We start from the raw sequence: 12,352 nt of genomic DNA, 5'->3' as shown, positions 1-12,352 counted from the left end.
CTGGTCTGATGAGTTTGGGTGTGATATAAATTTAGCAAACAACAGCAAAAGGACATTATTTGTGCACTTTGAACAATTATTACAACTCGCCTCTCAAGTAAGTCAGAAAACAGGCCCAGAAACCAATACTATGCAGTTCCCTGCTAATTGGTGCCAAGGTAGAACGGCTTTTGGCGGACTCTCTGCGGCGCTTCTTTATCAAGCAATGCGCAATAAAGTTGATTCATCAAGAAGACTGCTTTCTTTAAGTACAAACTTTGTAGGGCCATTATTAGCTGAAAAACCGTTTTCATTATCGGTAGAAATATTACGTGAAGGTAAAAGCAGTACCCAAGTGCTCGCCAAAGCGATCCAAGATGATGCGGTATGTGTCATCGTGCAGGCCTGTTTTGCCAAAAATCGTAACTCATCAATTAATGTGCCGGTATCAAAGTCGTTAACCTTACACCCTGTAAACGAAGGCCATTGTTTAGGCTTTGTACCTGGGAAAGTGCCAGAGTTTTTTCAGCATGTTGATTTATGCCCACAGCAAGGTGCCATGCCGTTTAGTAGTGCGCAAACCTCTCACCTTGGTGGTTGGATGCGATTTAAACACACGCCTGAAGAAATTACAGAAGCTCATGTTATTGCTCTTACTGACGCATGGCCGCCAACATTACTACAAATGTTTAAGCAACCTGCACCGGCTAGTAGCATGTCGTGGTATTTAGAATTTGTACAAGCGCCTAATTTAGTGCCAGGTGAATGGTTGGGTTTTGAAGCAATCACTCATCATTCAAAAGATGGCTACGGCTTAGAAGATGGCTGTATTTGGTCGCAATCGGGTGAGCTTATTGCACTCACCCGTCAAACGGTTGCCTTATTTGATTAATTAAAAACGAGTGAAGTCGCGCTGGGTATATTGCTTATCTAAGTTAAGCATTATGGTGCGATATTCACCGCTTTGAATTATATTTGCTAAGCCTTTGTCAAACTGCTGTCTCAGCAAATCATTGTTAAAATACGCAGGCCTTGCCGCAGGTGGAAAAATAGCATGAATAACAAAATCTTTAGTGGCATTAGTTTTTTGATATTCCTTTAAGTAGTGAAGAAATATACGCCTATCGAGAATAATCGTATCAACCCACCCTGCCATTAAATGGTGTATCTGCGCTTGTTGATTGAATACTTCTTTATAGCCTCTCAAGTTTTCCAAGTTATGACCAAATTCTTTGGGTAAATAAGCAGGCGCATTTTGAAATGCTAAAACACTTTTAGTCGCCAGATCGTAAATACTATTAATAGTGAAGTTACTCTTTTTAAGACTCACCACCACATTCTCATAACTAACAACCGATTGGCTTCGATATATGCCAGCAATTAAAATACCCGAGTAATTTAATGCAATATCAACATGGCCTTGGTTCAATAAAGCATCTGCACGCTGATTTGACATTAATGTACATCAACCTCATTTATGTCTTGATTGTTAAGTGCTGCCTTTACAATCTCGAGCTGAATACCTGAATCATTTTCACTTATTACATAAGGCACAACAGTAGGGTTAGCCGCAATAATAACTCGTTGCTGCTTAATACCTTTAACAAATGCCAAGCTATCGCCACATAAACACACTAAGGCTAATAAAAATAGCACTTTCACACTATCACCTAATCCGTTTTTTTTTCTGTTGTTGGGGTTACTTTTCTTATTATATTGTTAGTAATTTAGCCGCAGTGTTTGTATTTAGCTATTAATTATAGCAATATTTAAATTATTGAATTAACTATAAGCTAACATTTTGCAAACTGCCTGCCCAAGCTGTGATCTTATCATTGATATTCCCGACATTGATGCAAAGCAAGTCGCACTGTGCCCTCGCTGCAACCATAAGATTCGCGGTATTAATGTTAATAATGACATCGAAATAGTCGCCCTGAGCCTCAGCGCACTGCTGATGTTGCTCAGCAGTATGTTTTATCCATTTATTTCTTTTAGTAGCAACGGTATTACCCAAACGATTACCCTACCTGACGCTGCTCGTATTTTATTTAATTATGATAGTGACCTACTTGGCCTATTTATTGATATCAGCATTATTATTTTACCTATGAGCTTACTCATTATTTTAATCCCATTGCACTTAGGAGCACTTAAAGCACTGCCGCAAGCAGTTGCAAGAAAACTATTAAAATTCACTTTAACGCTAGAGCCTTGGATCATGTCAGAAATATTTCTGATTGGTGTTTTGGTTAGTATGGTTAAAATAATGTCATTAGCTGATGTTAGTTTTGGCACTAGCTTTTTTGCCTATGTGGGATTTGTAGTTTTATATGTTAGTGCGTTAACACGGTTAAATCGTGCTAGGCTGTGGTCTCAAGTAAGCCCTGCCACTACACTTCAAAATACTTCAAACGCTGAGCGGGCTATTGATGAGAATATAAAAGCCTGCCATGTTTGCCATCAGCTGAGCGTTGAATCAATCTGTCCTCGTTGCCATAGTAAAACATATTTAAGAAACCCCTACAGCGTACAAAAGGCAGCGGCATGGTTGGTTACTTCACTTATTTGTTATATCCCAGCAAATTTACTGCCCATTATGTACACTATTAGCCTAGGGGATGAAACACCTGCAACCCTTATTTCCGGTGTAATTACCTTATGGAATAGTGGCTCATACCCTATTGCGCTGATTATATTTTTTGCAAGTGTAGTGGTGCCATTAGCCAAGGCGCTTATTTTAAGCTTTTTGTGCATTATGGTTACAAAGCCCGCCAACCTTTATACAAAAGGTTACACAAAAGTGTACCAACTAACTGAATTTATAGGAAAGTGGTCTATGATTGATGTATTTGTTGTGGCTATATTAGTCGCCCTTGTGCAATTAGGAAACTTAATGTCGGTTATACCTGGTTTAGGCATCGTCTTTTTTACTGTTATGGTATTATGTCAAATGATGGCAGCACACGCATTTGACCCTCGTTTACTGTGGGATTCACCTAAAAATAAAAACGCAGAGAATAAAGCATGACTAAAACAGCCAACGTAGCACAAAAAACACGGATTTCTGCGATTTGGATTATTCCAGCGGTTGCCTTATTTGTTGGTATTTGGATGCTTTATCAGTATCAATTAAATAAAGGGCAAACAATCTACATCACTATGCCGCAAGCCGAGGGCATTATTGCTGGTAAAACAGAAATTAAAGTGCGTAGTGTAAAAATAGGTCAAATAGATCACGTACGCCTCTCCAACAACCAAGACAGCGTAATAGCTCGGGCACAAATAGATAAAAATTACGATAATTTACTTACCGAAGATGCCAGCATTTGGGTTGTAAAACCTCGCATAGATGAAACCGGCATTACTGGTATGAGTACTTTACTTTCAGGGGTTTATTTAGAGTTTTCACCAGGCGAGAGCAAACAATTAAAGAAGCAGTTTAAACTTCAAGAAGAGCCTGCATTAATAGGCAAAGATGTACAAGGTGGACGCTTTAAGTTGCTCAGTTACAATGCAGAAGTACTCGATGTGAGTACTGGCATATTTTTTAAAAACTATAAAATAGGCCAAATAGAAACCGCCACCTTTGATTGGAAAAACCAAGCAATGCAATACGGTATTTTTATTAAAGCTCCCTACGAGAACTTGATCACCTTAAACTCTATTTTTTGGGTTAACTCAGGAATAGAAATAGATCTTTCTGCTGATGGCATAAATATTAACACCGGTTCACTGAGCAAGTTATTAAAAGGTGGTATTTCTGTCGGTTTACCTGACCAGCAAGCTCCCGGCGATTTGGCAAAAGACGGTCATAGCTTTTCTTTAAGTCAAAGTTACAATCAAGCTCTAGAAGAGCGCTTTTATGACTTTGATTATTACCTTATCGAATTTGAACAATCGATTAGAGGACTCCGTATTGGTGCGCCAGTAGAGTATAGAGGTACACGCGTCGGCACAGTGGTTGAAGCGCCCGCCAATGTAATTATAGATGGAAAACCGGCTCATTTTCGCGCTAAAAGTACCGCTGTCCCTGTATTGATCAAAGTGGAATATGGACGTTTATACCACAACAACGCCTTAGCTAAAGAGTATTGGAAATCAAGCATAATCGAGTGGATAAAAAATGGCATGAGAGCGTCACTTAAACCGGGTAATTTGCTAACCGGTGCAGTTTATGTTGATTTTGACTTTTATACCGACCCCCCTAAAAGCGAGCTTAAAAAGCTTGCTCAATACGATGTGTTTCCTAGTGTATCGAGCGGGATAACGGTGCTTGCTGACCAAGTGTCTGATGTACTGAATAAGGTAAATAATTTAAAAATTGAAGACAGTTTAGCCAAAATGCAAACTACGTTTAGCGAGTATCAAGCTCTGGCAAGTGAGATGCGCACGTTATTAAATAAGCCCGATACACAAAATTTACCGGGCGACTTTAATCGTAATCTCGAAAAAATAACTAAAAGTATGGAACAATTTGAAATAACCATGCGCCAGTTTGACAAAACCATGGCAAGCTATCAAGCAGGCTCTCAAATGCACTATCAACTTGAGCAAACACTGCTACAAATTAAGCGTTTAACAGAAGAGTTTCAGCCTCTTACCCGTGGCTTAAACGAGCAACCTAATATGCTCATTTTTGACAAATCACTACCTAACGATCCACAACCGAGGAAGCAATAATGAAAGCACTATTTTTACTTTTAACGGGTGTGATCTTTATCAGTGGTTGCAGCTCTGCTATTCAAACAACAATTCAGTATTACCAATTTGAGCAACCCATTAATGACTCTTCGCGAAATGTGCAAGATACACAGGCACAACTGCGCGTGCAAACAGTCACCTTAAGAGGCGCATTGAATAACCGGGGTATTGCTATGAAAGTAGATAGTAATCAAATCCATGCTGCTAATTATCATCTATGGGGCGAGTCGCCAGATGTTATGCTCAGTGCCAGCGCGCAGCAAACATTATTTAATACCATGACCAACTGGATGGTTATTAAAGGCTTACCCGTTATTACTGACCAACAGCAACAAACATTTTACGAATTAGAATACGAACTACACCACTTTAACGGTGATCTGCAAGGTAATGCAGATATTTCAGGGCTATGGCGTTTATACTACACTCACCCAGAATCGGGTAGGCGTTTAATAAGCATCCATAATTTCTCATCTGTTTTGCCAATTGATGATGATGGCTATGATTCATTGGTGGCGACTCTTGAAAAAATGTGGCAACAAATCAACATCCTTGCGGCAAAAGAAATTGAAAAAGCGCGAATTTAATTTCGCTCTGTATTAAGTAAATATACATCTACCGCAATGTTAGTGTTCTCTATAATCACTTGACCTTGGGTTTTAAAACCGAGCTTTTGTAATACATTTTTTGATGCACGGTTATCATTGCGGGTGATCGCCGTAACTTGTTTAATCCCCAAGTTTTGTCTATGGCTTATCAAGGTATTTGCCGCTTCAAAAATATAGCCCTTTTTTTCAAAACCGTCTTTTAGCGCAAACCCTAAATCGGGATATTGCAGAACAGCTCGCTGATAAAACCCAACAATACCAACCAGTGTTTCATCATGTAATACGATTATATAAGGCCCAAAGCCATGCTGCTTATGGGCAGATATAAAACTGTCTTTGATGTATTTTTTAGCGTCGTCTAAGGTGTAAATACCTTTATCACCAATGTATTTAGTGAAATTATCCTGATTAACCAACTTAAATAACTCTGCCGCGTCTGCTATTTGTGCGAAGCGTATGTATAAACGCTCTGTTGTAAAAGCAATATTCAAAATAACTCCTGATAAATTTTTAACGACCCGATATTTTTTTATTGACTGAAATAAAAAAGAAGATTATTTTTGCGCCGATGTTTTTAAAGGCACAACAATAGCGGCATGCATTCCTTGCGCCGTCTGGCGCCAAAGCCAACGCGTTTCACTAAAACTATTAATTTAACATAATTTTTTAAGTGCCCTCCACGCGTGCAAAAGCAGTGACTTGGAAAATGATTTAACAACAAACTTATCATCTTCTTTGTTTTTGTATAAGCAGTTTACTTTTTAAATCTGCTTTTAATTTTGTGATCTTATAAATGCTTGAACCTTCTGCGTTAACTCTACTGCCGCCTGCGGTAGTGGTTGTATTGGCTGTTGTTTTACGCCGCCCTATTTTATCGTTACTGATTGGTGCATTAGTTGGCCTTGTTTTAGCTGACCCTAGCAAAGTTCTCTCAAATTTTGCCAGCACATCACTCAAAGTAATGACTGATGAAACCATTGGTTGGTTAATACTTGTGTGTGGCGGCTTTGGTGCGCTTATTGCCTTATTAGTGCGCACTGGAGGGGCTTCTGCGTTTGGTAGTTTGGCTTTAAAGTACACCCGAGGTAAACGATCCTCCTTATTTATGACCTTTTGTTTGGGTGTCGTGATATTTATTGACGATTATTTAAACGCGCTTACCGTGGGTGAAACCATGAAGCGGATCACCGACAAATTTAAAGTGAGTCGTGAAATGCTCGCTTACGTTGTTGATTCAACGGCAGCGCCTATTTGTGTACTCGTCCCTTTGTCAACGTGGGCTGTATTTTTTGGTGGCCTGTTAGTGGATAACGGCATTGCAGAAGAAGGCAAAGGCATTGCCGTTTACATTCAAGCCATTCCGTACATGTTTTATGCCTGGTTTGCGGTGTTGACTGTGGTGCTGGTTATTGCCGGCGTGATCCCTACTTTTGGCCCCATGAAAAAAGCCGAGCAACAGGCGCTAACTCACGCTCCTACTTTAGAGCCTGCGATTTATACTCAAGTACAAACCGCCGATGAATATGCAGTAAAAGCAGCGGAGGAACACTTTGAAGATGCGGATCCTAAAGGTAAGTTATATAACTTTTTGTTGCCGATTATTTTATTAGTCGCATTTACCGTATATTTTGAAATAGATGTGTACAAAGGTCTATTAGCGACAATGGCTGTCACTTTGCCATTTTATGCGTTACAAAAATTAATGAGCTTTAGCGAAATGATTGAGCGTATGCTGGATGGTTTTAAAAGTATGATCCCCGCAATTGGAACCGTGATTGCCGCCTTTATTTTTAAAGATGTATGCGACTTAATTGGCTTACCACAATTTGTGATTGGCAGCTTAAGCCCGTATATGACCGCTGGCTATTTACCTGCGGTGGTATTTATTGCGATGTCGATATTAGCGTTTGCTACGGGTTCAAGTTGGGGGATTTTTGCGGTTTCAATTCCTATTGTCATGCCCCTTGCGACGGCGGTTGATGCAAATATTCCATTGGTGATTGGCGCATTACTTTCAGCGTCTTCATTTGGTAGCCAAGCCTGTTTTTACTCTGATTCAACCGTACTAGCAGCACAAGGCTCTGGCTGTAATTTGATCAGTCATGCTGTAACGCAATTACCTTATACCTTAATTGCTGCAGGCTTTGCCATAATTGGCTTTTTACTTATGGCCTAACATGGCAATGGTAGCCATTTTACTAAAACCATAATTAACGCCGTTAAAACAAAACCCAGTCAACAATGGCTGGGTTTTGTTTGGTTTTTGAGTAATTTCAACTTACTTTTGCAATTTTATATCGCTGTAGTAAGCATCTAAACTCGTCACTTTAGTTTGGTTTGGTAAATCAGCAAACTCGCTATCACTAAACTTAGTGCCGCGTAGCTGCACATTTAAGCGGGCTGCTTGTGGATTTAACATGGTTTGCTGGTAGTAGTCTTTAATATCAGCAAGGGTGACCTTTTCTACTTCTGCAATTAGCTTTTGTTTTGAATCAAAATCAAAGTTTTCACGGTACCAATCGTTAATCAATGGGCTCATTTCGTCGCTTAAATTCTTTGGCTGTTCTTTTAACGAAACCAACGTTGCATTTTTAAGCTGTGCAAATGTTTCTTCACTCATAGCATTAAGCTCAGAAGCGTACTCTTTTTTGAACTTATCAAAGCGTACTTGAATTTCTTTTGGCCCTTTGACCGGCGTTTGAATAAACAAACCAATACCAGAGTAATCCTCAATAGGACGCGCTAATGCCCCTACCGCATAAGCTAGTTGTTCTTCGGTACGCATTTTGTCAAACGCGATTGTTCTAAAGTGCCCTTGTAAAACCGCCGCCTGCGCTTTTTGTTTATAACCTGGCGTTGGGTGAATGGTCATATCGACAACGGCTACATCGGCTACATCAATATCTTTGTGTAATACGCGCGCTTCACCTTGTTGTGGTAACCAGGCTTTACTGCGAGCAAACTCAGATTTTGTATGATTATTTGGTAAAATAGCCGTTAACTCAGCAGCAATGGCATCAATATCTTTTTGGTTATAGTTGCCATAGCTAAATACGCGTAAGTTATTATTCGCTAATGTGCTTTGCTTTAATGCTTGTAAATCAGCGAGCGTCAGTGATTGAGCTGCCTTAATAAGCGCGTCAGTATCAAAACTACCGGTTCGAGTCAGTTTTGAATATTCACTAAACGCTTGTGCATACGGGAACTGTTTTTGCTGATTGAGTAAATCACGTTGATAACGGTCAATCGCTTGATTAAATGCTTGCGCTGAAATTTTATCGTCAAATCCAGCTAACGCTTGTTTAAGTAAGGTATCTTGTTTATCGGTAAAACCACTTAATGATAAAACTAAGCCATTGCTTGAGCTTAAATTAACATTCATACCGGCAATAGCCGCTTCGGTTCGTAGCTGACTTAATTGAGTGTTATATAAATCTGCCCACACAGAATAAAGGACGGTTGAGTTAATATCACGCAACCCTGTTTGTGTGTTGATATACACCTCAACTAAACCTTTGGGTTGCTCTGCAAACTGCTGGCTTGCTTGGCGCCAGATTTTTACACCGTTTTTATCATAGCTAAGTTCTGGGTGTTTTTGCTCTTTAAAAGCCTGCGTTTTAATTGCAAAACTCTCTGGCAGTAAGTTGTTAACACTTGGTAAGGCTAAATTAAATTCACTTGGTTTTTCCCAGCTGGCAATTTCTGCGTCGCTAATATCACTAATTCGGTATTTACCATCATAAAAATGTAATTGTGAATCAGTGTCTTCTTGTTGAGAAATATACCAAACACGTAAGGTATCTGCGTTAAGTTGTTTTAGTACATTATTAACCGCATCAGCATCAAACTTAGCGTAGTAGTATGGTGCGTTTATCGCATGATTTAACGGATAATCTTGCATGCTTTGAGTCAGCGCACTGACGTAGTTAAACTCATCGCCTTTTTCTAAAAATTTAAACTGGTTATTCAAAGAGGTGCGAATTTCATTAAAGTACTTACTATTAACACCTTCACGTTTAATTAAATCAATATATTGCATAATAGTCGCAACAATGGCTTCGCGGTTTTTCATGCCCTCATCAGTCAGCTCTATGTTCACATTTAAAGAGCCATAGTTACCATATTGATTTGGTGAAGCAGATGCTGATAACTGCGATACCCAGCCTTTATCACGTAATATTTGTGCTGGGCTACCTGGCATTTCATTGCTAAGTAAATAGGCAACAAAACGATTAGGTTTTACTGCAAATTCAGTTTGATTATTAGTGATTGTAAAGTCGAGCTGTAATTGTTTAACGTCTTCGTTTGGCGAGTAAAAAACACGTTTACCACCGGCATTATCAAAATTTAGCTTGGCTGATACTTTTGGCTTTTCAATATTTTTATTTTTAATATCAGCGAAGTATTTTTCTGCTTTTTTCTGCATTTCTTCAAGTGGTAAATTAGAAATTAACGCCACTTTCATAATATTTGATGAATAATATTTATTATAAAAATCAACAGTTTCTCTGTGTAATGAACTATCAGCTTTATCGCCTAACGTTTCAAGGTTACCAATTAAGAATCGATTAGCTGGGTGTTCACCCATCATTTTACGTGCAAGTTTAAATTGGCCAAAAAAGTCCATTTCACGACGCATTGACCACTCAGCATTCACTGCGTTTTTTTCTTTTTCTGTATATTCTGGGTAAAGCTTAGGGGCTTTAAAAAAGTCTGAAAAGCGGTCTAAGCCTTCATCAAACGCATCGTTATTAATTTTAAACATGTAGTTTGTAATATCGAGCCACGTATAGGCATTATGCGCTCCGCCGTTTTTAGTCATAAAATCGGAGTACCCTTTAGTGTCAGGGTAGCGCTCAGTGCCTAAAAACAACATATGTTCTAAATAATGCGCCATACCTTGCTGGCTCATTGGGTCGTGCAGTAGGCCGACACCGACACTCAATGAAGCAGCTGATTTTTCTGCGCTTGGATCAGAAACTAAAATCACTTCAATATCATTGGCAAGTGTTAGTGTTTTGTATTCACGATTATCGTTAGGGCTTACAACAAGCGCTGGTGATAAAAGTGATGTTTGTGATGATTGAGAAAGAGTGGCGGTATTCGAACAACCGCTTAATATTGCCAGTGCAATTGCACTTAAGCCGATGATGTGTTTCATTTTAGTTATATCCATTGCTGTTAAATACGGGCTTAGTGTTATAAAAAGACTAAATCACTTATAAACTACCATTATCAATTAATACTATGCTACTAATTAGTACTTAATTGTGTAACACATTGTGAATAGTTAATATAAATAATAAGGTAAGTTATGGAAAAGATAATAATAATAGCCATGTTTGTGCAGGTAACACTTTCATTAGTTGTTATGGTGATTATGGGAAAACGTCGTTTTGCAGCGGCTAAAAATAAACACATACAGTTAAGCGACTTTGCTGCTATGCGCCTCGATAATGCGGGCGATCATGTGAGAGTAGCGGATCGTAATTTTAGCAATCAATTTGAAATACCTGTGCTTTTTTATGCGGGTTGTTTGCTTGCTTTACAGCTTAATATGGCGAGTGTCTCTATTGCAGTATTGGCGTGTATATTTGTAGCGACACGCATTATTCATAGCCTCATTCACCTTGGTAGTAATCATTTAAGAGCTCGTTTTAGAGTATTTTTGCTAGGCTGCTTATCTGTGTTTGTAATGTGGGTAATGTTACTGGTGAGCGTACTTTACAACTAGGGTCTGATGACCTTTCAAGGTTGAATTTGCAGCAGTCTGTTTGGTATTTAGGCAAGGCAGAGCCTATGTGGTGTGGTTATTCCCCATAAATAGGCGATAACGCAGCATCAATGCCAAACAGGCGCTGCCCGAAGGGTTCTGCCTAGAGGCGATTTACTCTTTGTTGCCTACATGGATGTAGGTAAGGGGCGGAGCAGGACGCGGAAGCTTTGCTCGGTTTTTACTTAGCCCACTAGGTTACAAACCTCGCGCCGCGATTAAACCGCCCCTAGTTTGAACAAATTGTAATCCGCAAAGATCAACAGACCCTAACTAAAAAAACGGCGGCTATGATAAGTCGCCGTTATTTTTACGGCTTATTTAGTGCGTTTTAACCTAGGTGCTACAAGCAATAGTGCGCCTAATAACCATGCCATACTGCCACTAGAGTCTGAACTTTGTGGTGGTGTCACTTCTACGTTATCAATTAATGTATTCTCTTTAGGTGTTAAATTTTGTGCTGAATTAGGATCGTCATCAAGCACAACCACCGTTTGTATTGATACTAAGTTTTGATTACTAATAACCACATTTTCATCTGAACATTGCTCTTTAGTAATACCAACCAATGGTACCTCTGCACAATGAACTAAGGCCGCTATTTTATCTAAAGTTTCTTGGCTTTGTGCTGTTATTTGTCCGAAAACGGTAAACCCACCATTTTGTAAATCTAAGTTTTGGCTGTTATCACTCATATTAAAAAACCATTGGCTAGTGGCGCTGTTTTCGTTGCCGCCCTGCTTTGCCATGGCAATTGTGCCTTTTACATTTGAGTAAACAGGTTCGTTAATAACCGCTGGCTTGGTTGTAATGGGATCCATTTCATCAGAAAAAGTAAAACCTCCTCCTTGAATGACAAACTTATCAACAGAGCGGTGTATTACTGTTTGGTTATACGCTGCATCATTAACATAACTTAGGAAGTTTTCTACTGTTTTAGGTGTTTGTTGATCAAACAAGTTAATTTCTATCGTTCCTTGACTCGTTTGCATTTCGACTATGGTTGCTGCGCTTGAAAAGCTCGCTGCAGTTAAAATTGACGCTAAGATAAGCTTCTTCATTATTATTCCTATTTTTTATTGTCATTAGGCGTCATAGAGTAGTGTTATTCATTTTATAAATCGATACATAAGTACTTAACGCTACAATTCATATCAAAGTAATTACACTGCAGTTACAACTGTTTACATTTTAATTTTAAACACATTATGGAGAGTTAATTGTCTGAGTGCCTTGATGTACATCACGGTGACTCTTTTTTAAATTAACTTTAAGCCTAGCAAGGTAC

11 protein-coding genes are annotated in these 12,352 nt (G+C 39.0%); 6 read left to right on the top strand and 5 right to left on the bottom strand.

Annotated elements, in window-relative coordinates; genetic code table 11:
• The first annotated feature begins 61 nt into the window (after window positions 1–61).
• Window positions 62–871 (top strand): acyl-CoA thioesterase II, encoded by an 810-nt coding sequence (locus tag P20311_RS10045; RefSeq protein ID WP_008112364.1) that lies wholly within the window; start codon window positions 62–64, stop codon window positions 869–871.
• On the opposite strand, the gene P20311_RS10040 is transcribed toward P20311_RS10045, so the two are convergent.
• Window positions 872–1,435, bottom strand: a complete 564-nt coding sequence (locus tag P20311_RS10040) for a transporter substrate-binding domain-containing protein (RefSeq protein ID WP_008112363.1) — start codon at window positions 1,433–1,435, stop codon at window positions 872–874.
• Window positions 1,435–1,641, bottom strand: coding sequence for a hypothetical protein (locus P20311_RS10035; protein WP_008112362.1), 207 nt, complete (start codon window positions 1,639–1,641; stop codon window positions 1,435–1,437). Before P20311_RS10035 ends, P20311_RS10040 begins: the two co-directional genes overlap by 1 nt.
• Before the next feature lie 139 nt (window positions 1,642–1,780).
• Here P20311_RS10035 and P20311_RS10030 point away from each other — a divergent pair, with 139 nt between their 5' ends.
• The 3 genes from P20311_RS10030 to P20311_RS10020 are packed head-to-tail and all read left to right on the top strand — an operon-like array spanning window position 1,781 to window position 5,270.
• A complete protein-coding gene (locus tag P20311_RS10030) occupies window positions 1,781–3,010 on the top strand; it encodes a paraquat-inducible protein A (protein WP_008112361.1) in 1,230 nt (409 codons plus the stop codon).
• Complete coding sequence (gene pqiB, locus P20311_RS10025; protein ID WP_008112360.1) at window positions 3,007–4,662, top strand: intermembrane transport protein PqiB; 1,656 nt, start codon at window positions 3,007–3,009, stop codon at window positions 4,660–4,662. Before P20311_RS10030 ends, pqiB begins: the two co-directional genes overlap by 4 nt.
• Entirely contained in the window at window positions 4,662–5,270 is a 609-nt protein-coding gene (locus P20311_RS10020; protein WP_008112359.1) for a PqiC family protein, read from the top strand. Before pqiB ends, P20311_RS10020 begins: the two co-directional genes overlap by 1 nt.
• Here P20311_RS10020 and P20311_RS10015 read toward each other — a convergent pair.
• On the bottom strand, window positions 5,267–5,782 hold the full coding sequence (locus P20311_RS10015; RefSeq protein ID WP_008112358.1) for a GNAT family N-acetyltransferase: 516 nt from the start codon (window positions 5,780–5,782) through the stop codon (window positions 5,267–5,269). The two genes, P20311_RS10020 and P20311_RS10015, sit on opposite strands and share 4 nt — an antisense overlap.
• 302 nt (window positions 5,783–6,084) lie before the next feature.
• On the opposite strand from P20311_RS10015, the gene P20311_RS10010 reads away from it, so the two are divergent.
• Window positions 6,085–7,467 (top strand): Na+/H+ antiporter NhaC family protein, encoded by a 1,383-nt coding sequence (locus tag P20311_RS10010; protein ID WP_008112356.1) that lies wholly within the window; start codon window positions 6,085–6,087, stop codon window positions 7,465–7,467.
• A gap of 102 nt (window positions 7,468–7,569) precedes the next feature.
• Here P20311_RS10010 and P20311_RS10005 read toward each other — a convergent pair whose 3' ends face one another.
• Window positions 7,570–10,452: an insulinase family protein gene (locus tag P20311_RS10005; protein ID WP_008112354.1), complete on the bottom strand. Its 2,883-nt coding sequence runs from the start codon at window positions 10,450–10,452 to the stop codon at window positions 7,570–7,572.
• A gap of 153 nt (window positions 10,453–10,605) precedes the next feature.
• Between P20311_RS10005 and P20311_RS10000 the strand changes: the two genes are divergently transcribed.
• A complete protein-coding gene (locus P20311_RS10000) occupies window positions 10,606–11,025 on the top strand; it encodes an MAPEG family protein (protein ID WP_008112352.1) in 420 nt (139 codons plus the stop codon).
• A gap of 356 nt (window positions 11,026–11,381) precedes the next feature.
• On the opposite strand, the gene P20311_RS09995 is transcribed toward P20311_RS10000, so the two are convergent.
• Window positions 11,382–12,125, bottom strand: a complete 744-nt coding sequence (locus tag P20311_RS09995) for a peptidylprolyl isomerase (RefSeq protein ID WP_008112351.1) — start codon at window positions 12,123–12,125, stop codon at window positions 11,382–11,384.
• Between the last annotated feature and the right edge of the window lie 227 nt (window positions 12,126–12,352).

The sequence above is a fragment of the Pseudoalteromonas sp. BSi20311 genome, from assembly GCF_000239875.1.
Taxonomy (GTDB): domain Bacteria; phylum Pseudomonadota; class Gammaproteobacteria; order Enterobacterales; family Alteromonadaceae; genus Pseudoalteromonas.
The sequence above is the reverse complement of the archived record's forward strand: the minus strand, read 5'-3'. Positions and strand labels throughout refer to the sequence as shown.